Origin of the sequence: Cupriavidus mimosae (genome assembly GCF_023952485.1) — a bacterium.
GTDB classification, from domain to species: domain Bacteria; phylum Pseudomonadota; class Gammaproteobacteria; order Burkholderiales; family Burkholderiaceae; genus Cupriavidus; species Cupriavidus taiwanensis_C.
This window is the reverse complement of record NZ_JALHRY010000010.1, coordinates 1-24,628: the sequence shown is the minus strand read 5'-3', so window position 1 is coordinate 24,628 and position 24,628 is coordinate 1. Positions and strand designations below refer to the sequence as shown.

Sequence of the window (24,628 nt, the reverse complement as noted above, 5' to 3'; positions counted from 1 at the left end):
GCCACGTTGCACAAGCCTTCCCTGCTTGCTACGCCGCCCGCGGCGCGGGCGGCGCGTTCAGAACACCGTGCCGTCGCTGGTGATGGCAAACGGCGGCGCGCCGCCGGGCCGGCGCTTGGCGGCGATGCGCCGCCCCGCCGCCCAGGTGCCGCCTTCCAGCACGCGCGCCAGCGGAAACTGCGCTTCCTCCAGCCCCAGCGCCTGGCGCACGCAATCGGCCACCAGGTCCAGGCCGCTGACGGTCAACGCGCGCCATTCGACGATGACGGGCTCATCGACCGCATGCGGTTCGGCGGCAAAGCCGGGATCGCGCGGCACCATCAGCTCGAAGTCGTACAGCAGCCCGCCGTTGCGGTACTCGGGCAGGCCGGTCAGCGCGTCGAGGCCGGTCACGGTCAGGCCGGCGTCCTCGAGCGGCTCCAGCAGCGAATAGGTCAGCCACTGGGTCAGCTTGTGGAACGGCACCAGCCCGCCCGGCGCCGCCGGGTGGCGCCAGCAATCGCCCAGCGACACGCCCTCGACCACGATGCGCCCCGGCCACACCGGCCCAAGGCCCACCAGCAAGGTGCGCAGCAGGAAGCCGGCATCGAGCTGGCCGCCGACGGCATGCGCCTTCAGGTAGTCATAGAGGTTGCCCAGCCGCGCCGGCCGGCCGAACAGCGCCGGAGTCGCGTCCATCACCTCGCCCAGCCGGCGCAGCAGCCCGGCGCGGCCTTCCAGGCCCACCAGCGGGTTGTGCTGCGCGACCTGGAAGGCATGGGCAATGCTGTCGGCATCGATGCGTTGCAGGCGCTCGGCATCGGCGCGCAGCGGGTCGCCCGGCGCCGCGGAAAAGCCACCGCGCGCGAACAGGTCGAAGCTGGCCGCGCCCAGTCCTTCCGAACGCGTCAGCACCAGGTCGCTGGCCGGATCGCGGTAGCGCCACTCCGGCCCGGCGCCTGCATCCAGCAGCACGCTGGGGATCACCAGATCGATGCCGATGCGGGCGCGCTCCTCGCGGTGTTCGGGCCCGCTCAGCGCGGCGCGCTCGCACAGCACCTGCCAGCGGTCCGTGCGCTGGTTGCCCGCGCCGCTTTCGAAATGGCGCCAGCGGCTGTGATAGGGCACCTGCAGGTCGGGATAGCGCTGCCGGATGGTGCTGGCGACGTAATCGGCAATCGCATGCACGCGGTCGGGGTGCCAGCTGAAGAGTTCGGATGCGCCGCTGGCCACGTGTTCGGTGACCGCGGCGCAATGGGTGCGCACCGCCTCGGCGCACAGCAGCGCCGCCGCGGGATGCCCTTCGGGCACCGGGCTCAGCCAGCCGTTGCCATGGCGTTCGTCGCCGGCACTGTCCTCGGGATACCTCGTCATTCGTTCAACCCCCTGCCCTTGGCCAGGGCCAGTTCGTTCGCATCTGGCGGCGTGTAGTGCGTAAAGTAGCCTGCGGCCACCTTGGCATCGATCTCGACACGGGCGTCGGCGGGGATCAGCGCCTCGGGGATCGCCACCTGCTCGACCACCTCGATGCCCTGCGCCACCAGCGCGCCATGCTTCATGTTGCTCATCGACGCCCAGCGGTCGATGCGGCGGATGCCCAGCCAATGGAACACATCCGGCATCAGCTCCTGGAAACGCATGTCCTGCACGCCCGCCACGCATTCGGTACGGGCAAAATAAGTCTCGGCGCGGTCACCGCCAACCTGTCGCTTGCGGGCGTTGTAGACCAGGAACTTGGTTACCTCGCCCAGCGCGCGCCCCTCCTTGCGGTTGTAGACCACCAGCCCGACACCGCCCTGCTGCGCCATCTCGATGCACACCTCGATGCCATGTGCCAGGTACGGCCGGCAGGTACAGATGTCTGACCCGAACACATCCGATCCGTTGCATTCATCGTGCACGCGGCAGGCCACGCGGGTCTCGGGCTTGCCCAGCTGGCTGACATCGCCGAAGAAATACAGCGTCATGCCGCCGATCGGCGGCAAGAAAACCTTCAGGTCCGGCCGCGTCACCAGTTCCGGGAACATGCCGCCGGTCTGCTCGAACAGGCTGCGGCGCAGCACGCTTTCCTTGATGCCGAAGCGGGCCGCCATGCCGGGCAGGTACCACACCGGGTCGACCGCCGCCTTGGTCACCCGCACGTCGCCATTGGCATGCAACAGGTCGCCGTCGGGCTTGAGCCGGCCCGCGGCGATGGCCGAAACCAGTTCCGGCATGTTGATGTGCGCACGGGTCACCGCGATGGTCGGGCGGATATCGACGCCGGCGGCGATGCGGTCGGCAAAGACGCTGGAGACCAGGTGTCCCCACGGGTCGAGCGAAACGATCTTGTCAGGGTCGCCCCATTGCGGATGCGGGCCGATGGCTTCGGCGGGTGCGGTATCGGTCAGGTCGGGACGATGGTCGCGCTGCAGCGTGCCGGAGGCGACCGCGAGGGCGCGGTAGATGGCATAGGCGCCGGCGTGCGTGCCGATCACATTGCGCTGCGCCGGATTGCCCAGGCTGGCGATCACCGGTCCGCGCTGCGCCGCCGTGAGGGCGCCCCAGTGGATCGGCTCGGCCGGCTTGTCGCGGCGCGCGTGCGAAGTCAGGACGATATGGTCGGACATGACACCCTCGGTTCCCGATGGAATCCTGACCAAGCGGTCAGGTTTACGATTCCATACTAGGCAACCTTTGTGCCATCGCCCAATGCCCGTTTACGCCAGTGTGGCGCCACTGTGTGTGGCGTCCAACGCAGGTCCGTGGCAGCGCCATGCACGCCGGGCGTGCCGGCGGCACCACGCCGGCGGCGTGCATGCACCACCCGGATGCCGCGGGTGGCGATGCCACGCGCGCAGCCGCCGCGTAGTGCGGCGCGGCGATGCTTGCAACGGTTACATGGTCGGGCGGCGCGCCGAGCCCGGGCCCGAGTCGCCTGCCGCGTCACCGCGGCCGCCCAGCAACGCCCGCAGTGCCGCGAACGGCTGCGCGCTTTCGACGAAGCGGTAGAACAAGGCCCCCGCCACATTGCTCAGGGCCCACGCCGCCGCCATGCCCAGCGCGTTCAGCACCGGCTGCCCCGGTGCCAGATGCGACATCAGCGCATTGACCACCAGGCACACCGGGAAATGGACCAGGAACACGGAATAGGAAATGCGCCCGAAGTAGCCCACCACGCGCGCCCGGGGCCAGCGTTCCAGCCATTCGCCGCGCCGTGCCAGCGCCAGCAGCAGCGCGGTGGCCAGCGCCACGGCGATGCGCAGCCGGAAGTCCAGTGCCAGCGCGCCCAGCGCCACCGCGCCGAGCAGCGCCAGCGGCAGCAGCGGACGGCCGGGCGTCGACGCCCAGTAGGCCAGCGTGCCCATGCCATAGGCACCGAAGAAGTACACCGCCCAGATATCCCATGCGGCATCGCGGTTGAACCAGAACAGCGACGCCACGGCCACAAGCGCCACCAGGCCGATGCTGACCGCCACGCCCGCCGGCGCCCTGCCGCGCGACACCGCGCGCGCGGCCCACAGCGTGCCCAGCAGCAGCGCGAACAACTGCAGGTCGATGGCCACGTACCAGACCCCGGCCGACAACGCGTCGACGTCGACGATGTCATGGAGCAGCGTCAGATGCGCGAGCAACTGTCCCAGCGAGGGCGACGCCGGGATCGAGTCATGCGTCATCCAGTGCCGGGCCACGGCGGCACCGGCAATGCTGAGCAGGATCGCCGCGGCAAACGGCACCACCAGTTTCTGGTAGCGGCGCCACAGCAGCGACAGCGGGTGCTGGCGGATCTCCAGCCGTCCCTCGGGTGCCAGGCTGCGCGCCGCCAGGAAGCCGCTGATCACCAGGAACACCTGCACCGCGATGCGGGCGTAGTCATAGAGCCACTCCACCAGCCCCGGCGCCAGTTGGTAGGCGGCGTCGGACATCGGTCCATAGAAGGCGAGGTGGTGCAGGACGATCAGTTGCGAACTGACGGCTTTGAGGGCGTCGATGCACGGCAGGCGCGACGGGCGGGAGCTCATTGTTATAGGGATGATGCAAAGGGCACGGAAGGCGCGATTCTACCCGTTGCACCACCACTCAATGTGGCGCAATGAATACATTTTGCGGATTGGTTACACAGTGGACCCGCTTGTTGCGAGTTCGCCAGCCGATGCACTGTCGCACAGGCCGGCGGTTGGGGGCTACCCGCACAGCGCCATCAGCGCGATCCACGCCTGGGCATGGGCGGGATCGAGCCACCCGGCCAGCGCCACGGCGCACACGGCGGCGCCACCGAGTACCGACAGCCAGGTGCCGAGCGCGGTTGCGCCAGGCCGCCTCACGGCCGTGCCGGCGCCAGACCGGTGCGGACAATCTGGCGGTCGTCGATCGGCGAATGCAGCGCCGCGGCGACGATCCCCAGGGCCATGGCGCCGTACCAGACCGCGTCGTACGAGCGGGTCACCTCAAACACCAGCCCACCCAGCCACACACCCAGGAAAGAGCCGAACTGATGGCCCAGGAACACGAAGCCGAACAGCGTGGCGAGATAGCGCACGCCGAACACCTGGGCCAGGATGCCGTTGGTGAGCGGCACCGTGCCCAGCCACAGCAACCCCATCGCCGCACTGAAGGCGTACAGTGTCGCCGGGCTCAGCGGCAGCAGCAGAAACAGCGCCATCGCCGCGGTGCGCGCGAGGTAGATGCCGGCGAGCAGGTACTTCTTGCTGTGACGCCCGCCCAGCAGCCCGCACACATAGACACCGGCCACGTTGGCCAGCGCGATGATGGCGAGTGCCGCCATGCCGTCGGCCGGGCGCATGCCGCGGTCCAGCAGATAGGCCGGCAGGTGGCTGGCGATGAAGGCAAGCTGGAAGCCGCACGCAAGAAAGCCCAGGTTGAGCAGCCAGAAGCCCGCATGGCCGAAGGCCTCCCGTACGGCGGCGCTCAGCGGCTGGCCCCCGGCCGCGTCCGGCGCGTGGCAGTCCGGCGCTGCCGCCGCGCCGCGGTCCTGGAATGGCAGCGCCAGTGGTGCCAGCACGGCCAGCGCCACGGCAAGCAGCAGCAGCGCGCCGGCCCATCCCCTCCCGGCAAGCAGCGCCTGGGCGCCCGGCACCAGGACAAACTGGGCGATGCCGCCGACGGCGCCGGCCAGCCCCAGCGCGCGGCTGCGCTGCGCGGCGCCGGTCATCCGGCTGAGCGCGCCGTAGACCACACCGAAGGTAGTGCCGGACAAGGCCAGGCCGAGGCAAAGCCCCGCCGACCACACCAGCGCCGTCGACGTATGCGCCTGCGTCATCCCATAGAGCCCCACGGCATACAGCGCCAGCCCGCCCGCCATCACCTTCCACGAGCCGTAGCGGTCGGCCAGCATGCCGGTGAAGGGCTGAGCCAGCCCCCACGCCAGGTTCTGCACCGCCATGGCAAAGGCGAAGGTCTCGCGGGTCCAGCCGCGCTCGGCAATGATTGGCAGCATGAACAGCCCTTGCACATGGCGCACGCCCAGCGCCACTCCCATCAGCACGCCCCCCGCCAGCACCAGCACCCAGAGTTGCCGCCACCAGGGCGTGGCGGCAGAACCGTAACAGCGTGGCAAATGGGTGGTCATGACAGCCCTCTTGTCGATCGATGGCGCCCGCGGCGCGATGGCTCTATTGCAAGCGACGGCAGGCCTTCCTTCAACCGATCTTTCGGGCGTCCTGCCATGCGTAACGCGCATGCCAGGAGCCTCCCGGATCGTGCTGTAATGAGGTTTGCGCGTCTGCCTGGAGCTCACTGCATGTCCACCCCGCTGGTTCGCCTGTTCTCGCTCGACCTGCTCAAGGGCTTCGTCGCCGTCGGCCGGCGCATGAGCATTACGCAGGCAGCGGACGACCTGTGCCTGACCCAGTCGGCGGTAAGCCGCCAGATCCATGCGCTGGAGGCGCAGCTGAAGGTGCAGCTGTTCGTGCGCAAGCATCGCGGCGTCGCCTTCACCGCCGAGGGCGAGCGCTTGTTTCGCAGCGCCGACAGCGCGCTGCAGCAGCTGCAGGACGTGGTGGCCGAAGTGCGCCGCAGCGAGGGCCGGCAGCCGGTCACCGTCACCGCCAGCATCGGCGTGACCGGCCTGTGGCTGCTGCCACGGCTGGGCAGCCTGCAGAAGGCCCATCCGCACCTCGACGTGCGCCTGTCGGCCAGCAACCGTATCAGCGACCTGCGTGAAGAAGGCATCGACCTCGCGGTGCGCTATTGCCGCGACGCCGCGGCGCCGCCCGATGCCGTGCGCCTGTTCGGCGAGCACATCGCCCCGATCGCGCATCCGTCGCTGCTGGCTGCGCTCGGGCCGCACGGCGATGCCCTGCTGCAGCTGCCGCTGCTGGAATTCGACGATCCGCGTCCTTGGCTGCAATGGCGCAGCTGGCTGGCAGCGCGCGACCTGCGCCAGGCCAGCCAGCGCGGCATGCTTCGCTTCAACCAGTATGACCAGGTCATCCAGGCGGCGCTGGCAGGGCAAGGCGTCGCGCTGGGACGGCTGGAACTGGTGCGCCCCCTGGTCGACGGCGGCCAGCTGGCGCTGGTGCCGACCGCGCGGCAAGCGCCGCCAAGCCCGAACGCCTACTGGCTGATCCAGGCCGCCGCGCAGCCGCGCGCCGACGTCAAACGCGTGGCGCAATGGATCTGCCAGGAAGCCGCGCACACGGTCAAGACGCCCGCGCGCGCCGCAGCCAGCTAAACCGCAGCGGGCCGGCCCCGCGCGGTGGCGCTTCGATCCCGCACAGCGCCGGACCCGCGCCGTGCAGCGCCGCGACAAACACCTGGGCATCCGCTTGCAGCCGATGGCGCTCGCCCGGCGCCAGCAACACATCGGGCGACGGCCGCCCCGGCACTTCGAAGGTAAGCCACAGGTTGCCGCCGCGGCAGACCAGTTCCGTGCCGGCGCGCAGCCGCAGGCCGAGACATTCCGCTTCCAGGGAAAAAGTGCGTGACATGAAAGGCTCCGGTTAGGGCCATTTCATTGTGCTGAGCGGGGTCGCACGCTGCCATGAGCAATGCGTCGGCCAGCCATCTGGCAGCGGCATGCGAGCCCCGCATGCTAGCGCTGCCCCGTGCGCGTCCCGCCCTGTGCCAGCGCCTCGCCGGGGGGCGCGACGTTTAGTGTCGCCAGCAGCAGCCCGATGCCCGCCAGGATGCGGTACTGGCTGGCGAGTTCGGTGTACTGGCCCGTCACATAGGCGGTGCGGGCACTGAAGTACTCGTTCTCCGCATTGAGCAGGTCCAGGAGGCTGCGCTGCCCGATGCGGAATTGCCTGCCGTAGCTGAGCCGCGTGGCATCGCTTGCCTGCACATATTGCTGCAGGCTGGCCAGGCGGTCCTGCGCGGTACGGTTGGCGTTATAAGCCAGCGACACGTTTTCCTGCACCTGCCGCCGCAGCCGTTCCAGGTTCTGCTCGGCTTCCTGGATCTGAAAGCCAGCCTCGCTGATGCGGGCCTTGTCGGCATTGCCGCGGAACACGTTATAGCGCAACCGCAGCATCACCCGGCGCTCGTCAGTGGTGCCCAGCACACGGTCGCGGTCGCGTGCCCCGCCCACCTCGAGTTCCAGCCTTGGCCACAAGGCCGAGCGCGCCAGCGCGCGCGCGGCCTCGGCTTCGGCGATATCGGCCTGGCCCGCGCCCAGTGCAGGGTGGCTGGCACCGGCCACTTGCTGCGCTTCGCGCTCGGTTGCGGGCAGGACGGCGGCCAGCGATTCCGGCCGGGACAAGCGCTGCGGTGCCGTCCCGACCACGCGCACGAACGCCGCCTCGGCATCCTGCAGCGCGCCTTGCTCCGCCCGCAGGCTGGCCTTGGCCAGCGCCAGCCGGCTTTCGGCCTGGTAGAGGTCGGCGCGGCGCAGCACGCCGTTGTCGGCGCCAAGCCGGATCTGGTCATGGATATGCTGGTGCGCCTCGAGGTTGGCGATGCCGATCGCCACCGTCTCCTGCCGGCGCAGCACCTCGACATAGACCCCGACGGTGCGCAGCGCGATGTCTTCCGCAGTGGCGCCGACCCGGTAGGCCGAGCCCTCGATCCGGGCGCCCTGGCGCTCGACATCGCTGCTCACGCCGAAACCGTCGAACAGCATCTGCGTGATGGTGACGTCGGCGGCATGGCGGCCATACGAGGCGTCCGTCATTCCGGCCACGCGGCTGCTTTGGCTGTCCAGCCGCACGCGGCCGGTGGCGCCGCCGATATCGATCCGCGGCAGGTAGCCGGCACGCGCCTGCTTCAGCCCCTCGTCGGCAGCCAGGCGGCGGCTGCCCGCGGCCAGCACTTCGGGATTGCTGTGCACGGCCAGGTCGACCGCCTGCGGCAGCGCCTGGCCCGCGGCGTGCCCGGGCACCGCCAGCGCCGTCCATAGCAGTACGGGTGCCAGCCGGCACCATGTCGTCGTCATGCTTCCCCCAGCCCGGGTACACCGCGTTCGCACGCCATACGCGTCCGAACGCTGCGCCCCTACCCGCTTATTATGGTTTTGACACTGCCGGCAGCACTGCTGCCGTCCCGCCTTGCCGCTTGTCGCGGTCTCTTCCCCCTTCCTGCTCGCCCCGTCCCCTTGCTGGCGCCTGGCTCAGGCCGTATGAATATTGCCGTTGCTCAGCAGCGTATTCAGGTCGAGCCCCACTACGCCCTGCAGCACAGCCACATCCTGGAACCCGCCGGCAGCGCCACCGCCGTCCCGGTCCAGGCTGACCACGGTATTGCCATCGACTTCCGCCAGCCGCACGAACTGCGACGCGTTGGCGCTGGTTACGCTGACGCCCGACAGCAGGTCGGAAAGGTCGAGCACATCGCCGCCGCCAGCAGCGGGAGCGAAGTCAAAGTCAGTGATCGTGTCGACCGAGGCGGCATCGGCGCGCAGGAAGCGGAAGGTGTCGCTGCCGGCGCCGCCCGCGAGCGTGTCCGACCCGGCGCCGCCGACGAGCAGGTCATTGCCCGCGCCACCCGTCAGGTGGTCATCGCCGGCGCCGCCACGCAGCACATCGTTGCCGGCCGAGCCGTTGATCGTGTCATTGAAAGCCGACCCGATCACGCCCTCCATGCCCTTGTAGCTGTCGGTGCCCAGGTTGACGCTGCCAAGATTGACCGACGTCGCACTGCTACCCTGGACCAGCGTGAAATTGATCGCGCCGGTGGCATCGGAGAAATCCAGCAGGTCGATGCCCGCGCCGCCATCGAGGGTGTCGTTGCCCGCGCCACCGCGCAGGATGTCGTTGGCAGTGCTGCCGGTCAGCGTGTCATTGAAGCGCGACCCGATCACGCCTTCCATATTGCTGTAGGTGTCGCTGCCAAGGCCCGCACCGGACAGGTTGACCACGGTGCTGCCCTGCGTCAACGACAACGTCAGCCCGCTGCTGGCATCGGAAAGATCCAGCATATCGATGCCGTCGCCGCCGTCGAGCGTATCGTCTCCCGCGCCGCCGCGCAGCACATCGTCGCCGCCACCGCCGTGCAGCGTGTCACTCGCTGCGCCCCCGATGAATACATCGCTGGCCGGGGCCCCGGTCAGCGTATCGTTGTTGCTGCCGCCGTCGAGGTAAGAAGCCTGGTAGGTCTGGCCTGCCAGCGTCACCTGAGCCGCGCCATTGGTCGACGAGACATTGACCGTCACGGTAGCCGTGCTGGTGCCGCCAGCACCGTCGGAGACGGTATAGCTGAAGCTTCCTGTCGCCGAGTTGCTGGAGTCGAACATGATGTAGCTGTTATTGGTGCCGGGCGCGAACCTGAGGTTGCTGACGGCTCCGGTGGCCCCGGTGAGCGCCGTTATCGTCAGTGCCAGACCATCGACGTCGCCGTCATTGGCGAGCAAGGCACTGACCGGTATCACGATGCTGCCTGTGTTGTTCGAGACATAGACCACGTCCGCGGCAGCCACCGGCGCGTCATTGACCGGATTGACGGCGATCGCCACCGCATCGGTGTCGGTCGCTGCGCCATCGCTGGTCTGCATCTGCAGCAAGGCCGTGCCGGCATAGTCCTTGTTTCCGGCAAACTGCAGGCCATCCAGTGCGGCTTGGATCGCCGCGTCGGTGCCGGTGAAGGTCATGGTGCCGTCCGCGCTGCCATCTCCGGCCAGGAACTGCAGCCCCGCCGTGCCGTTCAGCGTGATCGTACCCCCGCTCGCCGTCAGCGTTACCGTGTGGCTGCCTCCGTCCACATCGAAGAAGCCGAGCGCATTCCCGTTGGCCGTGCTGAACACCAGCGGCGTGTCTTCGTTGACCGACTGCGCGGCAGGAACGCTGTTGACGACGGCATCGTTGGTGCCGGTGATGTTGACCTTGATTTCCTGGCTCGCACTGAGATCGGCAGAGTGCACCAGCAGCGTATCGCTGACCTGCTGCCCTGCGATCAGCGCATCGGCCTTGCTGTTATCCAGCGTGTAGGTCCAGGCACCGGTGGTGCTGTTGAACGTGAAGGTGCCGTACTGCCCTACCAGGCTGTCCGGCGCCACCGCAGCAAACTGCGCTTCGCCACTATCGACATCGCTCACCGTCAGCGTGCCGCTGGCTGATGCATCGCCTGCGGTAGCGTTTGCCACGCCGCCGGCTTCTGTCACCGTCGCATCTTCGCTCGCCGACGCGGTGATGGTCGCGGCATCGTTGGTGCCGGTGATATTGACCGTGATGGTCTGCTGCGCGGTCTGGTCGGCCGAGGACACCGTCAGCGCATCGCTGACTTGTTGTCCGGCGATCAGCACATCGGCCTTGGTGTTGTCCAGCGTATAAGTCCAGGCGCCGGTGGTACTGTTGAACGTGAAGGTGCCGTACTGCCCTACCAGGCTGTCCGGCGCCACCGCGGCAAAGTGTGCTTCGCCACTATCGACATCGCTCACCGTCAGCGTGCCGCTAGCTGATGCATCGCCTGCGGTAGCGTTTGCCACGCCGCCGGCTTCTGTCACCGCCGTGTCTTCGCTCGCCGATGCGGTGATGGTCGCGGCATCGTTGGTGCCGGTGATATTGACCGTGATGGTCTGCTGCGCGGTCTGGTCGGCCGAGGACACGGTCAGCGCATCGCTGACCTGCTGCCCGGCGATCAGCGCATCGGCCTTGGTGTTGTCCAGCGTATAAGTCCAGGCGCCGGTAGTGGTGTTGAACGTGAACGTGCCGTATTGCCCGATCAGGCTGTCCGGCGGCACGGCCGCGAAGTGAGCCTCGCCGCTGTCGACATCGGCCACGGTCAGCGTGCCGCTGGCCGAGGCATCGCCTGACGTGGCGTTCGCCACGCCGCCGGCTTCCGTCACGGCCGTGTCTTCGCTCGCCGATGCGGTGATGGTCGCCGCATCGTTGGTGCCGTTGATGCGGATGCTCAGCGTCGACGCCGCCGAGGCCTGGCCATCCGTTACGCTGTAGCCGAACGACTCCTCGACATGGTCGCCAAGGCGCAGCGACTGGACCAGCGGATTGCCGTTGTCCAGCGTGTAGCTGTAGCTGCCGTCGGCGTTGATCTGCAGCGTGCCGTACTGGCCGACATAGGTGCCGGGACTGGCTACGGCCAGCACATTGCCGGCGTCGACGTCGCTGTCATTGGCCAGCACGTTGCCGGTAACCGGGTTCGGATGGTTATCTTCGCCGATGGCGTTGGCATCGGCCGCGGCGGTAGGGGCATGGTTGTCGTAACCGGCAAAATCGGATTTGGTCAGGTCGTGCAGGCCGTCAAGGCGAATCACCATTTCGGCCGTGGCGGGATTGCCATCGACATCGACGTAGACATAGGTGTTGCCGCCCGATTGCTGGTACCAGGCACCATGGGCCGTCGGCGTCAGGCCGCCCCACTGGAAGCCGGTGTCGCCCAGCACCGGGCGCAAGTCCAGGCGATCCGTGCCGCGCTGGAAGTCGGCGATGACGTCCATGGCGGCCGCGGTGGAATCGGCGACAGCGTTGTAGACGAAGGTGTCGCGGCCGCTGCCGCCCCTCAGCGTGTCGGCGCCGCCCCCGCCGGCGATGGTGTCGTTGCCGCCTTCGCCGTAGACGGTGTCCCTGCCATTGCCGCCGGCGATGATGTCGTCGCCGCCGACGGCGGCGCCGTCGCCGTTGTCGCCAAAGATCAGGTCGTCGCCGTTGCCGCCCTGGATGCGGTCATTGCCGGGCTGGGCCGACTCATGTCCGCGCCCGAGCAGATAGTCGGCATGGCTGTCGTAGCCGTCGCCATACAGCGTATCGCCGCCGTTGTCGCCGGTGTAGAGCGTCGACGCACCGTCGGCGCTGCCAATCACGTCGTCGCCGCTGCCGCCATAGACCGCGTCGGTGCCGTTGCCGCCGGACAGGCTGTCGTTGCCGCGCCCGCCGAACACGCGATCCTTGCCATTGGCCCCCAGCAGCGTGTCGTTGCCATCGCCACCCTCGACAATGTCGTCGCCATTGCCGGCGTCGACATAGTCGCTGCCATCGCCTGCGCTGACATAGTCGTTGCCGTTGCCGCTCAGAATGGTGTCGCTGCTTGCGGTGCCGGTGAGGCTGTCGCTGCCGTTGGTGCCAGTCAAGGTTGCCATGGTCGTTCTCTCTCCGTCCTCAATGCAGGCCTGGTGGCCGTGCCTTGCTTGTTATGGTTGCAAAAGGCTCGCGTGCGAGCGCGGGTCCTACCGTTCACGGAACGCCATGTCCCGGGTCTTGATGAGGGGCTTGAGCAGGTAATGGAGCACCGTCTTCTGGCCCGTCAGTACATCCACCGTGGCGACCATGCCGGGCAGGATCGGCACCTGCACCGCACTTCCCGCCGGCCGGTTGTCGCGGGTGCGCACGCGCACCAGGTAATAGCTCTCGGGGCGCTCGCCGGGCCGTTCCGGCATGAGCGTATCGGCGCTGATATGTTCGACGGTGCCGGCAAAGCCACCATAGACGGAGAAGTCGTAGGCCGACAGCTTGACCACGGCGGGCTGCCCCGGCCGCAGGAAGGCGATGTCGGCCGGACGCACGCGCGCCTCGACCAGCAAGGTGTCTTCCAGCGGCACGATTTCCACCAGGTCCATGCCGGGCTGGACCACGCCACCCACGGTGTTGACCTTGAGCTGCTTGACAATCCCGGCCAGCGGCGCGCGCACCAGGGTGCGATCGACCCGGTCCTGCAAGGCCGTGTTGGTCGCGCTCAGCGCTGCCTGCTCGGCCTTGGCCTGGTTGAGCTCGCGCATGGCCTCGGCGCGGAAATGCGCACTCGCTTCGTCGAGCTTCTGCTGGCTCTCGCGATAGGCCGCCTCGAGGCGCGGCATCGCCAGCCGCGACGCGTCGAGTTCGCCTTTGAGGTCATTGGTCTGCCGCTCCAGCCGCAGCACGTCGACATCGGAGACCACGCCCTGCGCCACCATCGGCCGCATCATCGCCAGTTCCTGCGCTACCAGGCGATGGCTCTGCCGCAGTTGCTGCTCGCGCGAGCGCTTTTCGGCCAGCTCCTGCCGGCGCTGCTCCGACTGCTGGCGCAGCACCGCCAGGTTCGCTTCCAGCGCATGCTTGCGCGAGGCGAACAGCGAGCGTTCCTCGGCCACGAAACGGCGCGCATCGCCGTCGCCGCCGCCCGCACTGGCGTCGAAATCGGTGCCAGCGGCCTCGGCACTCAGGCGCGCGATGCGTGCCACCAGCGCATCGTCCTTGGTGCGGCCTTCCTGGTACGAGGCGGTAAAGCGCGTATCGTCGATGCGCATCAGCGGCTGGTCCTTGCTGACCACCTGTCCGGGCCGCACCAGGATCTGCGCCACGATCCCGCCTTCCAGGTTCTGCACCACCTGCACCTGGCTCGACGGAATCACCTTGCCCTCGCCCACTGCCACCTCATCGACCCGCGCCAGCGCCGCCCAGCTCAGCGCCACGATGACGAAGACCACGGCGCACCACAGGATCCAGTGCGCGAACCAGCGTGGCCGCGCCAGCGCCGCCGCGTCGCGCGCATCCATGAAGGCGGTGTCGTCGGCGTGCGGCCGCAGCGCGGCGGCCACGCGGCGCGCAAGGGTGCGGGGCTCAGGCGGAGGCAACATGGAGCTTCCTCCCCGCGAGCGCGTTCAGCACCTCGGCCTTGGGTCCGTCCGCGACGATGCGGCCCTGGTCCATCACGATCAGGCGATCGACCAGGCTCAGCAGCGAGCCGCGGTGGGTCACCAGCAACAGCGTGCGCTCGCCCAGCGCTGCCGCGAGCCGCGCCTTGAACTGTTCTTCGGTGCGGTTGTCCATGGCGCTGCTGGGTTCGTCGAGCAGCAGCACCGGCGGCTGCAACAGCTCCGCGCGCGCGATGGCGATGGCCTGCCGCTGTCCGCCTGAAAGACCCTCCCCGCGCTCGCCCAGGCGCAGGTCATAGCCCTCGGGCAGGCGCTCGATGAATTCGCTGACACCGCCCAGGCGCGCGGCGCGCAGCACGGCGGCATCGTCGGCCCAGGGGGCGGCCATCACGATGTTGTCGCGCACGGTGCCGCTGAACAGCATCACGTCCTGCGGCACATAACCGATCCCGCGCCGCAGCGCCGCCGGGTCTAGCTGGCGCACCTCGGCGCCGTCGACCAGCACCGAGCCGGCATCGGGCGGATACAAGCCCAGGATCAGCTTTTCGATGGTGGTCTTGCCCGAGCCGATGCGGCCGATCAGCCCGACCCGCTCGCCGCTGGCAATGCGGAATGACACACCGTCGAGCGCGGCACCGTCGCGGCCGGGATAGCGGAAGCTGACCGCGCGGAATTCGATCTCGCCGCGCAACGGCGGGCGGTGCAGGAAATGCTTGCCCGGCGGGCGCTCGACCGGCAGCGCCATGGTCCGGTCGAGGGCGGCCAGCGCGGTGCGCGCCTGGTGATAGCGCGTGGTCAGTCCGGCCATCTGCGACAGCGGCATCAGTGCGCGCCCGGCCAGGATGGTGCAGGCGATCAGGCCGCCCATGGTGAGCCGGTCGTCGGCAATCTGGTAGACGCCAATCACGACCACCGCCAGGGTAGCGGCCTGCTGCGCGAACAGCGCAGCGTTGATGACGCAGGCGGACAGCCAGCGCGAGCGCAGCGCCAGCCTGGCCATCTGCCCGACCACCTGCTCCCATTGCCGCTGCGCGACACCTTCCGCGCCCGTGGTCTTGATGGTCTCCAGCCCCACCAGCGTCTCCACCAGCGCCGCCTGCCGCTGTGCCGCGCAGGCACTGCTGGCCCGCACCGCGCGCGACAGCGGCCCCTGCAGCGCCAGGCTGAGGCCAAGCACCAGCGGCACCGTCAGCAGCGGCACCCATGCGAGCGGGCCGCCCACCCAGAACATCGCGGCGATGAAGACCACGGCAAACGGCAGGTCGACCAGCGTGGTGATGGTGGCAGAGGTCAGGAAATCGCGCACCGATTCGAATTCCTGCAACTGGCTGCTGAGGCTGCCGACCGAGGCGGGCCGTGACTTCATCTCGATGCCCAGCACTTTCTCGAACAGCGTGGCGGATACCGTCACGTCGATGCGCTTGCCGGCCACGTCGACAAAGTAGCCGCGCAGCATGCGCAGGGCGAGCTCGAACAGCAGCACCAGGCCGACGCCGACGGCAAGTGCCCACAGGGTCTCCAGCGCATGGTTCGGCACCACGCGGTCGTAGACGTTCATGGTGAACAGCGGCATCACCAGCGCAAACAGGCTCAGCAGCAGGGACGCCACCAACACCTCGCCATAGACTGGCCAACACTGCCGCATCACGCCCCAGAACCATGCCCGCGGCGCTTGATCGGGCGCGTGATCGGTTGCGGCGGCGATGTCAGCCCCGACGGCATCCGAACGATACGCGGGCCGGGCAAAGATGGCGTGTCCGGTGTAGCGTGCCAGCAGCTCTTCGCCGCGCACGGCCTGTTCGCCGTCGCCGAACTCAGGCAGCACCACCACCAGCATGCCCGCCTCGGCGCGGCGCACCAGGATGCAGGCGTCGCCCTGGTCCAGCAGCAGCATCGCCGGCAGCACGCGGTCAGGGATCTCGTCGGGCTTGCGTCGCACCAGCCGCGCGCAGAGGCCTGCGCGCGCCGCGGCGCGCGCGCACAACGCGGGGGTGAGGCGATGGCCCTCCAACGGCAGCCCGGCGACCAGGGCCTCGGCGGAGGCCGGCTCGTGGAAGTGCCGGGCGAGCCAGAGCAGGCAGTCCAGCAGCGCATCCTCCGGACGCGCGTCGCCGGAGAGACCCGGGGCAGCATGCCGGATCTCGCGCGCAGGCGTGGCGGCTGCGTGCATGGCACGGGTCCCGGTGTTACCGCGACGGCAGACGAGGCAGATGCCGGGCGATGGCACGTACCGCCATCGTCGTGCGCCCACGATTGCTTGCTGACATCATGCCCCCCGTTCCGTTGCCATGTCGTTTTTCGCAAGCGTAGGTGAGCCGGACGCCGGCGCCCATCGTCCGAATGGCGCAACCGGCGCTTCGAATGCGCGCAGGGGCCTCATCCGTTTGGCGTTTCACCGATGCAACAGATGCGGGGAACCGGGGCCGACCCTGGGGAATTTGCTTATGACGACAATATCCTTCGCCCCGCGCGCTCTCGGGTATACCCTAGCGTCTTCGCCGGATTGCCGGCTGCTTTCCAGATTCCCCGCATGACCGCCTTTGCCTTCCCTGCCCTGACCGCCCGCCTTCCCCGCGCCCTCCGCCCGCTCGCGGCAATCCTGCTCGCCGCCGCCGTGCTGGCCCCGGCTGCCGCGCGCGCCCAGAGCCCGGTGCTCGACAAGATCCGCGACGCCGGCACCATCGTGCTGGGCTACCGGGAATCCGCGCTGCCGTTCTCGTTTGCCGACGACAAGGGCCAGCCGGCCGGCTATGCCGTCGACCTGTGCCTGCGCGCGGCCGAGGCGGCGCGCCAGAAGCTGGGCCTGAAGGACCTGAAGGTGCGCTGGATGCCGCTGACGCCGCAGAACCGCATTCCGGCGGTGGTGAACGGGCTGGTCGACCTGGATTGCGCCCCCAACACCAACTCGCTCGAACGCCAGAAGCAGGTCGCGTTCAGCGTCTCGCACTATGTGTCGACGGTGCGCATGCTGGTGCGCGCCGACTCGGGCATCCGCTCGTTCGGCGACCTGCGCGGCAAGACCGTGGTCACCAGCGCGGGCTCGACCGGAGACCGCCACGTGCGCCGCTTCAAGGGCCAGTACGGCTATCACGACGTCTACGCCAAGGACCACGGCGAATCGTTCCTGCTGCTGGAATCGGGCCGGGCCCAGGCCTTCGTGATGGACGACGTACTGCTGGCCGGCCTGCGCGCGCGCGCCAAGGACCCCTCGCAATACGTCATCGTCGGCCCGGCGCTGTCGGTCGAGCAGAACGCACTGATGCTGTCCAAGGCCGATCCGGAATGGAAGCGCCTGGTCGACCAGACCCTGGCCACGACCTTCGCCGGCCCCGAAGTCAAGGCGCTGCAGCAGCGCTGGTTCCAGCAGCCCATCGGCAGCCGCGGCATCAACCTGGCGCTGGCGCCTTCAGGCGAGGTGCGCGCGGCCTGGAAGCATCCGTCCGACGCGGTCACCGAATAAGGCGCGCCGGCGGCGCCACGCGCAATCGCGCTGGGGCCGCAATTCAGGGTTTCCATGAGGTTGCCGTGCCGGGCAAGCCCCAAGTTGACAGTCGTGAATGATGTTGGCGACACTGGCCCGAGCCATCCCTGTGCAGGGACGGGCCATAGACCCGACCGCCCTACGGCGGCATATCTCAGGAGAAACCATGAACAAGTTCGTCGCGACCGCGATCGCACTCTGCGTTGGCGCCGCATCGCTGGCCGTGCAGGCACAAACCGGCGGAAAGCAGCAGTTCGATCCGTATTCCCAGGGTGCCAAGTCGGGCGAGAAGTTCGACCCGTACAGCCAGGGTGCCAAGGCCGGCGACAAGTTCGATCCGTACAGCCAGGGGGCGAACAAGAGCACCCGCACCGACCTGACCGACCCTGCCGCGCCGGCCGCCGACAAGAAGCCAGCCAAGCAAGGCACCAAGAAAAAGAACAACAAAAGCAGCAAGAAGAAAGCCACCCCCGCCCCGGCCGCCAGCTGAACTACGGCTGCCGCCGGATACAAGAAAACCCGCCGCGGCGGGTTTTTTTGTGCCCTCGCGGGCCAGGTTGCCATGGCGCCGGCCACGGCATCTGCTACGGCGCCTGCGTGTCGCGCTCCAGCGCGGTGACATCGACGCGCTGCACCTTGTCGTCCTGGCGCACCTCGGTGCGCAGCACGAAGGCCTCGGCCGGGCAGTACCAGTCGGTGACGTGCATCACGGTGGGTTCGACCTGCACCAGTTCCCCGCCGATCATCAGCGGTCCCAGCGAAGTGCGCTTGTCGTAGGAAATCGGCTGGCATTCCTTGCGCCCCATCAGGGTGTCGATCATTTGCAGCCTGCCCACGTGGCGCGAGCCGATATGGATGGTGGCACGCTGCGCGTCCATGGTGCTGACCGCTTCATCGGAGCCCAGCGGATAAACCTTCAGCGAGACGCTGGAGCGGAACACTTCGCCCTCCAGCGTGGTGCCTTCGCGCAAGTCCAGGCCGGCGTAGTTGAACACCCCCTTGCCGCGGAACGCCGCCTCGCCATACATGCGGGCATAGCGGGCGCGCGCGTTGATGACCGCATGCTGGCTTTCGATGCTGGTCTGCGCCTCGGGCGCACTGCGTTCGATCACCACCTCGTGGACCTGGTTGGTGATCACCGGCGGCCCCATCAGCGCCGACAGCGCCGACTTGGAATTGACCTCGAGCTGAGCGCGGCAGCCGGTCGGGCTGCGCTTTACATCGCGCAGGGTCATGCGGATCGACATCGGCATCACGCCGTCGCCTTCCATCTGTACATGAGAGCCGGAGCGGAACCACGGCGCATTGCACAGCACCGCGGCGGCGGCCGCCTGTGCCTGGCTGGCCGCGGCCTGGGCGATGCCGCCGGTGCCGGGCAGCACCGCCATCCCCTGCGCGCGGGCGGGTGGCGCGGATAGCCCCACACCCAGCGCCACGAAGGCCGCCGCGCACGCCACCAGGCCGGCCTGCCGGTTTTGCTGAACCTCTGTTTTCACCTCGATCCCCAATTCTGGATTGTCCCGCGCGCATTCGGTGCCCGCCTGGCTGGCAACTGACTGGTGATCGGAATTATCGCGTTTTTGTTGCGTGTGTAACTGGTCATTTCACGCCGGCGCCGGTCTAACGGACAAGCCGACAAGGATGCTGGGGGGCAACCAGGCGTTCATTCTGACCGCATATGCTTTATACACCGCATTTGTCGCGCAGCCGGCGCTGCCGGCACTTCCGAAGCCTGACCGGAGTGACTTGGCCGCCGTGCTACCATTGCGCGCCTCGCGTATTCCAGCGGTTGTGGCGTTCCGGGCACCTGGCGCTCACGGCGTGCCTGCGGCGCGCCCATGCGGATGTTTTCGCGCGCTGTCCACCGCCAGACCCGGCTCTGCGTTGTGAGGGCTTCCGCGTCACCGCGCCTCGCCCGAGACCCGTTTCGCCGCGCTTTTCCAGGAGATCCATGCGTAGTTCATCGACCTCGCGGTTTGTCGCCGCGCCGTCCGTCGGAGCCACCGCAAGCACCGTCGCGCTGGTCAGCCTGCTGATCCTGCTGGTCTGGTTCGGTACCCTGGACATGCGCCACCTGCTGCGCTCCGATGAAGGCCGCTACGCCGAGATTGCCCGCGAGATGGTCGCCACTGGCGATTGGGTCACGATCCGCTACCACGAACTCAAGTATTTCGAGAAACCGCCCTTCCACATGTGGGTGACGGCGCTGGCCTACACCCTGTTTGGCGTAGGGGACTGGCAGGCGCGCCTGTGCGTGGCGCTGTCCGGCATGCTGGGCATCGGCGTGTCGATGCTGGCCGCGGCCCGCTGGTACGGCTGTCGCGTGGCGATGCTGACCGGGCTGGTGCTGGTGTCGACGCCGATGTGGAATGTCGCCGGGCACTTCAATTCGCTCGACATGACGCTATCCGGGGCCATGGCGTGCGTGCTCGCCTGCATGCTGCTGGCCCAGCATCCCGCGGCCACGCCGGCCGCGCAGCGCAACTGGATGCTGGCGTGCTGGGCGGCGATGGGAGTTGCGGTGCTGGTCAAGGGCCTGGTCGGCCTGGCCTTGCCCGGGCTGGTGCTGGTGGTCTATACGCTGGCGACGCGCGACTGGAAGCTGTGGGGCCGCCTGCATCTGCTGGCCGGCATCGCGGTGCTGCTCGCCGTCACGGTGCCGTGGTTCTGGCTGGTGTCCGAACGCAATCCGGAGTTCCTGCGCTTTTTCTTCATCCACGAGCACTGGCAGCGCTACACCTCCAACGTACACCACCGCGAGGGCTCGATCTGGTTCTTCGTGCCGCTGCTGCTGGGCGGCTTCCTGCCATGGCTGGGCCTGGTGCCACAGATGTGGCAGGCGGTGCGCGAGCGCGCCGGCGTGGCGCGGGGCAACGCGCCGCGGCCGTTCCAGCCGGCGTTGCTGGCCGGGCTGTGGGCGGTGGCGATCTTTGTCTTCTTCAGCCTGTCCGGCTCCAAGCTGCCGGGCTACATCGTGCCGGTGTTCCCGGCGCTGGCGCTGCTCGCCGGCGTGGCGCTGGACACGACCACGGAACGCGCGTGGCGCTGGCAGGTCAATGCCATGATCGCGCTCGGCGTGATCGGGCTGATCGCGAGCCCGTTCGTCGGCATGATGGAAAAGCAGGGCACGCCCAATACGGTGTATCGTGAATTCGCCGAATGGCTCGCGGTCGCCTTTGCCGTGATGCTGGGCGGCGCGCTGCTGGCACACCGGCTGCTGCGCACGCGCGGCGTGTTCCCCAGCGTGGCCGCCTATGCGCTGGCCATGTTCGTCTGCGCCACGGTGGGGCTGCGTGCCCACGAAGCCATGGGCCGGCCGAGTTCCGGCGCGGACCTGGCGCCAGCGATCAGTGCCGTGCTCAAGCCCGGCATGCCGCTGTACAGCGTGCGGCTGCTGGACCACACGCTGCCGTTTTACTTGCGCCGCACCACGATCCTGGTCGAGCATCCGGACGAACTGGAATTCGGCATCAGACAGGAACCGCAGAAGTGGATCCCGACCATCGACCAGTTCATTGAGCGCTGGCAGGACGGCCAGCGCGCGGTGGCGATCATGGCGCCGCAGACCTATGCCGCGCTGGCCGCGCGCGGCGTGCCGATGCACAAGATTGCCGGCGACCGCCGGCGCGTGGCGGTCGCTAATTTCGCCCTGCCCGGACAGCCAGCACAGACGCAAGCACCGTAATCCGCCAACCGCCTTGCCATGACGCTTTCCACCTTTGCTTTCATCCTGACCGGCGTGCTGCTCAACGCGGCGGCGCAGCTGCTGCTCAAGGCCGGCGTCAACGCCGTCGGCGCCATCACGCTGGATCGCGGCACGCTGGTGGTAACGGCGCTGCGCGTGCTGACGCAATGGCCGGTGCTGGCCGGGCTCACGCTGTACGTGGTCAGCGTGGGCGTCTGGATCGTGGGCCTGTCGCGCGTCGATGTGTCGATCGCCTATCCGATGCTGTCGCTGGGCTATGTAGTCAATGCGCTCGCGGCCTGGTGGCTGTTCGGCGAGATCATCGGCCCCTTGCGCGTGGCCGGCATCCTGCTGATACTGGCGGGCGTCTTCCTGATTGCCCGCTCCTGAAGGCTGTCCGCGCCTTCGCCTGGCCTGACCGCCGCTGCCTCCTTCGCCCGCCATGACCGCTTCCGCTCCCGCCTTCCTGCCGTTTGTACGGCCCGAAATCGACGCCGCCGCCATTGCCGAAGTCGGCAAGGTGCTGGCCTCGGGCTGGATCACCTCCGGACCGAAGATGCAGGCCTTCGAGACCGCGCTGTCCGACCTGTTCGGCGGGCGCCCGGTGCGCACCTTCGCCAACGGCTCGGCGACCATGGAGATCGCACTGCGCATCGCCGACATCGGACCCGGCGATGAAGTCATCACCACGCCGATCACGTGGGTCGCCACCGCCAACGTGGTGGTGGCCGTGGGGGCGAAACCCGTGTTCGTCGACATCGACCCGCGCACGCGCAACCTGGACCTCGACGCGGTCGAGGCCGCCATCACGCCGCGCACGCGCGCCATCATGCCGGTCTACCTGTCCGGCCTGCCGGTCGACATGGAGCGCCTGTACGCGATCGCCGCCAGGCACGGGCTGCGCGTGATCGAAGACGCGGCCCAGGCGATCGACTCGCGCTGGCGCGGCCAGCGCATCGGCGCCTTCGGCGACCTGGTCAGCTTCAGCTTCCAGGCCAACAAGAACATCACCACCATCGAAGGCGGCTGCCTGGTGATGAACACGCCCGAGGAAGCCGTGCGCGCCGAGCGCCTGCGCCTGCAGGGCGTGATCCGCACTGGCCTGGACGGCATGGATGTCGAAGAGCCGGGCGGCAAGTTCAACCTGACCGATGTCAACGCCGCGGTCGGCCTGGCCCAGCTGGAGCGGCTCGACGCCATCACCGCGCGCCGCGCCGAACTGGCCGACGCCTACTTCCGCTGCGCCGCCGACAGCGGCCTGCAGGCCCTGGGCATCGAACTGCCGCAGGCGCTGGACCCGCACGCGGCCACCACCAACTGGCACATGTTCCAGGTGGTACTGCCGACCGACCGCATGCAGGGCGGGCCGGCGCAGGCCCGACAGAAGCTCATGGAGGCCATGCGCGAGCGCGGCATCGGCACCGGCGTGCACTATCCGCCGGTCCATCTTTTCACTTACTACCGCTCACTCGGCTGGCGCGAAGGCATGCTGCCGCACGCCGAGCGCATCGGGCGCGGCATCGTCACGCTGCCGCTGTTCCCGGCGATGCAAGCCTCGGACGTGGAGCGGGTCTGCGCAATCCTCAGCGAAACATGCAAACGTCTTTCCCAATGAGCCCGGTCCAGGTCTCGGTCGTCATTCCGGTCTACAACGAAGAAGACGGGCTGCAAGCCCTGTTCGACCGCCTTTATCCGGCGCTGGACGGCCTCGGTGACAGCTACGAGGTCATCTTCATCAACGACGGCAGCGTCGACCGCTCGGCGCAGCTGCTGGCGGCGCAGTTCCACAAGCGTCCGGACGTGACCCGGGTGGTACTGTTCAATGGCAACTTCGGCCAGCACATGGCGATCCTGGCGGGCTTCGAGCACACCCGCGGCAAGATCGTGATCACGCTCGACGCCGACTTGCAGAACCCCCCCGAGGAGATCCCGCGCCTGGTCGAGACCATGCGCGCCGGCCACGACTACGTCGGCACCATCCGCCGCCAGCGCAACGACACCGCATTCCGCCGCTTTGCCTCGCGCGCGATGAACCGGCTGCGCGAGCGCATTACCAAGATCCGCATGACGGACCAGGGCTGCATGCTGCGCGCCTATGACCGCAGCGTAATCGACACCATCAACGCCTGCCGCGAGGTCAATACCTTCATTCCGGCGCTGGCGTACACCTTTGCCTCGAACCCGGTCGAGATCGAAGTCGGCCACGAGCAGCGCCACGCGGGAGAGTCCAAGTACTCGCTGTACCAGCTGATCCGCCTGAATTTCGACCTCGTGACCGGCTTCTCGATCGTGCCGCTGCAGTGGTTCTCGGCCATCGGCACCTTGCTGTCGCTGCTGTCCGGGGTGCTGTTCGTGGTGCTGCTGGTGCGGCGCTTTGTGCTGGGCTCCGAAGTGCAGGGGGTGTTCACGCTGTTCGCCATGAATTTCTTCCTGATCGGCATCCTGCTGTTCGGCGTGGGCCTGCTGGGCGAGTACGTCGGCCGCATCTACCAGGAAGTGCGCGACCGCCCGCGCTACCGCATCAAGGCCATCCTCGAGGCCGACCCGGCCCGCACCGTGGAGCCATGATGCGCGCCGTCGTCTTTGCCTATCACAATGTCGGCGACCGGTGCCTGCGCGTACTGCATGCGCGCGGCGTGGAAGTGGCGTTGGTGATCACGCACCGCGACCGGCCCGACGAGAACATCTGGTTCCGCCGCGTGGCGGACACCGCCGCCGAGCTGGGCGTGCCGTTTCTCTATGGCGAGGACCCGGCCGATGCCGCTGTCGAACAGGCAGTGCGCGACGCACGCCCGGACGTCATCTTCTCGTTCTACTATCGCGCCATGATTCCCGCCGGCGTGCTGGCGCTGGCACCGGGGGGCGCGTTCAACATGCATGGCTCGCTGCTGCCGAAGTACCGCGGCCGCGTGCCGGTCAACTGGGCAGTGCTGCACGGCGAGACCGAGACCGGCGCCACGCTGCACGTGATGGAAGCCAGGCCGGACGCGGGCGATATCGTCGACCAGACCGCCGTGCCGATCCTGCCCGACGATACCGCCGGCGAAGTGTTCGAGAAAGTCACCGTGGCGGCCGAGCAGACGCTGTGGCGCGCGCTGCCCGCGATGCTGGCGGGACAGACGCCGCGCCGCCCGAACCGGCTCGCCGAAGGCAGCTACTACTCGGGGCGCAAGCCCGAGGACGGCCGCATCGACTGGAGCCGGCCCGCCGCCGAGGTCTACAACCTGATCCGTGCGGTGGCGCCGCCCTATCCCGGCGCCTTCACGGAAGTTGGCGGGCAGCGCTTCATCGTGGCGCAGGCGCGCCGGCCGCTGCCGGGTGCGGCGCCGGCCATGCCCGCCGGCACGCCAGCCGGCCTGCAGGTGCGTGACGGCCACGTGGTCGGTGTGTGCGGCGACGGCGGCCTCGTCCTGGTCACGCAACTGCTGGCACCGGACGGCGCGGCCGTCACGCCGCAAGCGCTTGCCCGGCATCTCCATACCGAACAGTCCAACGAGGGAAACCGATGAAAAAGGTCCTGATTCTC

Annotated in this window: 19 protein-coding genes; 8 read left to right on the top strand and 11 right to left on the bottom strand. The window is 68.5% G+C overall.

What is annotated here, in order from left to right:
• Positions 1 to 57: 57 nt before the first annotated feature.
• The 5 genes from MKD50_RS18870 to MKD50_RS18850 form a co-directional block, all read right to left on the bottom strand.
• Positions 58 to 1,353 (bottom strand): URC4/urg3 family protein, encoded by a 1,296-nt coding sequence (locus MKD50_RS18870; protein ID WP_115701068.1) that lies wholly within the window; start codon positions 1,351 to 1,353, stop codon positions 58 to 60.
• Complete coding sequence (locus MKD50_RS18865) at positions 1,350 to 2,588, bottom strand: GTP cyclohydrolase II (protein ID WP_115701071.1); 1,239 nt, start codon at positions 2,586 to 2,588, stop codon at positions 1,350 to 1,352. The genes MKD50_RS18870 and MKD50_RS18865 overlap by 4 nt, the downstream gene beginning before the upstream one ends.
• A 267-nt stretch (positions 2,589 to 2,855) precedes the next feature.
• Positions 2,856 to 3,980 (bottom strand): acyltransferase family protein, encoded by a 1,125-nt coding sequence (locus MKD50_RS18860; protein WP_252668193.1) that lies wholly within the window; start codon positions 3,978 to 3,980, stop codon positions 2,856 to 2,858.
• Between the two features lie 162 nt (positions 3,981 to 4,142).
• Entirely contained in the window at positions 4,143 to 4,283 is a 141-nt protein-coding gene (locus tag MKD50_RS18855) for a hypothetical protein (RefSeq protein WP_252668191.1), read from the bottom strand.
• On the bottom strand, positions 4,280 to 5,548 hold the full coding sequence (locus MKD50_RS18850; RefSeq protein ID WP_252668189.1) for an MFS transporter: 1,269 nt from the start codon (positions 5,546 to 5,548) through the stop codon (positions 4,280 to 4,282). Before MKD50_RS18850 ends, MKD50_RS18855 begins: the two co-directional genes overlap by 4 nt.
• Before the next feature lie 171 nt (positions 5,549 to 5,719).
• On the opposite strand from MKD50_RS18850, the gene MKD50_RS18845 reads away from it, so the two are divergent.
• Positions 5,720 to 6,652 (top strand): LysR substrate-binding domain-containing protein, encoded by a 933-nt coding sequence (locus MKD50_RS18845; protein ID WP_115701077.1) that lies wholly within the window; start codon positions 5,720 to 5,722, stop codon positions 6,650 to 6,652.
• Here MKD50_RS18845 and MKD50_RS18840 read toward each other — a convergent pair.
• The 5 genes from MKD50_RS18840 to MKD50_RS18820 all read right to left on the bottom strand — a co-directional run bounded on the left by MKD50_RS18840 (position 6,621) and on the right by MKD50_RS18820 (position 16,106).
• Positions 6,621 to 6,908, bottom strand: coding sequence for a DUF2917 domain-containing protein (locus tag MKD50_RS18840; RefSeq protein WP_115701079.1), 288 nt, complete (start codon positions 6,906 to 6,908; stop codon positions 6,621 to 6,623). The two genes, MKD50_RS18845 and MKD50_RS18840, sit on opposite strands and share 32 nt — an antisense overlap.
• Before the next feature lie 104 nt (positions 6,909 to 7,012).
• Positions 7,013 to 8,353: a TolC family outer membrane protein gene (locus MKD50_RS18835; protein ID WP_252668185.1), complete on the bottom strand. Its 1,341-nt coding sequence runs from the start codon at positions 8,351 to 8,353 to the stop codon at positions 7,013 to 7,015.
• A 174-nt stretch (positions 8,354 to 8,527) separates the two neighbouring features.
• A complete protein-coding gene (locus tag MKD50_RS18830; protein ID WP_252668183.1) occupies positions 8,528 to 12,445 on the bottom strand; it encodes a beta strand repeat-containing protein in 3,918 nt (1,305 codons plus the stop codon).
• Between the two features lie 87 nt (positions 12,446 to 12,532).
• Positions 12,533 to 13,918, bottom strand: coding sequence for an HlyD family type I secretion periplasmic adaptor subunit (locus tag MKD50_RS18825; RefSeq protein ID WP_252668181.1), 1,386 nt, complete (start codon positions 13,916 to 13,918; stop codon positions 12,533 to 12,535).
• On the bottom strand, positions 13,902 to 16,106 hold the full coding sequence (locus MKD50_RS18820) for a type I secretion system permease/ATPase (protein ID WP_252668179.1): 2,205 nt from the start codon (positions 16,104 to 16,106) through the stop codon (positions 13,902 to 13,904). The genes MKD50_RS18825 and MKD50_RS18820 overlap by 17 nt, the downstream gene beginning before the upstream one ends.
• 360 nt (positions 16,107 to 16,466) lie before the next feature.
• Here MKD50_RS18820 and MKD50_RS18815 point away from each other — a divergent pair, with 360 nt between their 5' ends.
• Both MKD50_RS18815 and MKD50_RS18810 read left to right on the top strand, forming a co-directional pair.
• On the top strand, positions 16,467 to 17,396 hold the full coding sequence (locus tag MKD50_RS18815) for an amino acid ABC transporter substrate-binding protein (RefSeq protein WP_252668177.1): 930 nt from the start codon (positions 16,467 to 16,469) through the stop codon (positions 17,394 to 17,396).
• 187 nt (positions 17,397 to 17,583) lie between these two features.
• Complete coding sequence (locus tag MKD50_RS18810) at positions 17,584 to 17,907, top strand: amino acid ABC transporter permease (RefSeq protein ID WP_115701093.1); 324 nt, start codon at positions 17,584 to 17,586, stop codon at positions 17,905 to 17,907.
• Positions 17,908 to 18,001: 94 nt separating this feature from the next.
• Here the strand turns inward: MKD50_RS18810 and MKD50_RS18805 are convergent, their stop codons facing one another.
• Positions 18,002 to 18,913, bottom strand: a complete 912-nt coding sequence (locus MKD50_RS18805; RefSeq protein ID WP_115701096.1) for a hypothetical protein — start codon at positions 18,911 to 18,913, stop codon at positions 18,002 to 18,004.
• Between the two features lie 455 nt (positions 18,914 to 19,368).
• Between MKD50_RS18805 and MKD50_RS18800 the strand changes: the two genes are divergently transcribed.
• Genes MKD50_RS18800 through MKD50_RS18780 form a run of 5 tightly spaced genes read left to right on the top strand, consistent with a single transcriptional unit; the run spans position 19,369 to position 24,611 of the window.
• The gene (locus MKD50_RS18800; RefSeq protein ID WP_252668175.1) at positions 19,369 to 21,102 is read left to right on the top strand and encodes a glycosyltransferase family 39 protein; all 1,734 of its coding nucleotides are present in this window, start codon (positions 19,369 to 19,371) and stop codon (positions 21,100 to 21,102) included.
• A gap of 18 nt (positions 21,103 to 21,120) precedes the next feature.
• Positions 21,121 to 21,492 carry a DMT family transporter gene (locus MKD50_RS18795; RefSeq protein ID WP_115701101.1) on the top strand — a complete coding sequence of 124 codons (372 nt, stop codon included), beginning with the start codon at positions 21,121 to 21,123 and terminating at the stop codon, positions 21,490 to 21,492.
• 52 nt (positions 21,493 to 21,544) lie between these two features.
• Positions 21,545 to 22,717: a DegT/DnrJ/EryC1/StrS family aminotransferase gene (locus tag MKD50_RS18790; RefSeq protein WP_240070831.1), complete on the top strand. Its 1,173-nt coding sequence runs from the start codon at positions 21,545 to 21,547 to the stop codon at positions 22,715 to 22,717.
• On the top strand, positions 22,696 to 23,670 hold the full coding sequence (locus MKD50_RS18785) for a glycosyltransferase (protein ID WP_115701107.1): 975 nt from the start codon (positions 22,696 to 22,698) through the stop codon (positions 23,668 to 23,670). Before MKD50_RS18790 ends, MKD50_RS18785 begins: the two co-directional genes overlap by 22 nt.
• Positions 23,670 to 24,611, top strand: a complete 942-nt coding sequence (locus MKD50_RS18780; protein ID WP_240072128.1) for a formyltransferase — start codon at positions 23,670 to 23,672, stop codon at positions 24,609 to 24,611. Before MKD50_RS18785 ends, MKD50_RS18780 begins: the two co-directional genes overlap by 1 nt.
• Positions 24,612 to 24,628: the final 17 nt, after the last annotated feature.

Excerpts from the sequence above, each read along its gene's own strand:
- MKD50_RS18870 (WP_115701068.1), bottom strand. The coding sequence starts at position 1,353 with ATGACGAGGTATCCCGAGGACAGTGCCGGCGACGAACGCCATGGCAAC.
- MKD50_RS18865 (WP_115701071.1), bottom strand. The coding sequence starts at position 2,588 with ATGTCCGACCATATCGTCCTGACTTCGCACGCGCGCCGCGACAAGCCG.
- MKD50_RS18860 (WP_252668193.1), bottom strand. The coding sequence starts at position 3,980 with ATGAGCTCCCGCCCGTCGCGCCTGCCGTGCATCGACGCCCTCAAAGCC.
- MKD50_RS18850 (WP_252668189.1), bottom strand. The coding sequence starts at position 5,548 with ATGACCACCCATTTGCCACGCTGTTACGGTTCTGCCGCCACGCCCTGG.
- MKD50_RS18845 (WP_115701077.1), top strand. The coding sequence starts at position 5,720 with ATGTCCACCCCGCTGGTTCGCCTGTTCTCGCTCGACCTGCTCAAGGGC.
- MKD50_RS18840 (WP_115701079.1), bottom strand. The coding sequence starts at position 6,908 with ATGTCACGCACTTTTTCCCTGGAAGCGGAATGTCTCGGCCTGCGGCTG.
- MKD50_RS18835 (WP_252668185.1), bottom strand. The coding sequence starts at position 8,353 with ATGACGACGACATGGTGCCGGCTGGCACCCGTACTGCTATGGACGGCG.
- MKD50_RS18830 (WP_252668183.1), bottom strand. The coding sequence starts at position 12,445 with ATGGCAACCTTGACTGGCACCAACGGCAGCGACAGCCTCACCGGCACC.
- MKD50_RS18825 (WP_252668181.1), bottom strand. The coding sequence starts at position 13,918 with ATGTTGCCTCCGCCTGAGCCCCGCACCCTTGCGCGCCGCGTGGCCGCC.
- MKD50_RS18820 (WP_252668179.1), bottom strand. The coding sequence starts at position 16,106 with ATGCACGCAGCCGCCACGCCTGCGCGCGAGATCCGGCATGCTGCCCCG.
- MKD50_RS18815 (WP_252668177.1), top strand. The coding sequence starts at position 16,467 with ATGACCGCCTTTGCCTTCCCTGCCCTGACCGCCCGCCTTCCCCGCGCC.
- MKD50_RS18810 (WP_115701093.1), top strand. The coding sequence starts at position 17,584 with ATGAACAAGTTCGTCGCGACCGCGATCGCACTCTGCGTTGGCGCCGCA.
- MKD50_RS18800 (WP_252668175.1), top strand. The coding sequence starts at position 19,369 with ATGCGTAGTTCATCGACCTCGCGGTTTGTCGCCGCGCCGTCCGTCGGA.
- MKD50_RS18795 (WP_115701101.1), top strand. The coding sequence starts at position 21,121 with ATGACGCTTTCCACCTTTGCTTTCATCCTGACCGGCGTGCTGCTCAAC.
- MKD50_RS18790 (WP_240070831.1), top strand. The coding sequence starts at position 21,545 with ATGACCGCTTCCGCTCCCGCCTTCCTGCCGTTTGTACGGCCCGAAATC.
- MKD50_RS18785 (WP_115701107.1), top strand. The coding sequence starts at position 22,696 with ATGCAAACGTCTTTCCCAATGAGCCCGGTCCAGGTCTCGGTCGTCATT.
- MKD50_RS18780 (WP_240072128.1), top strand. The coding sequence starts at position 23,670 with ATGCGCGCCGTCGTCTTTGCCTATCACAATGTCGGCGACCGGTGCCTG.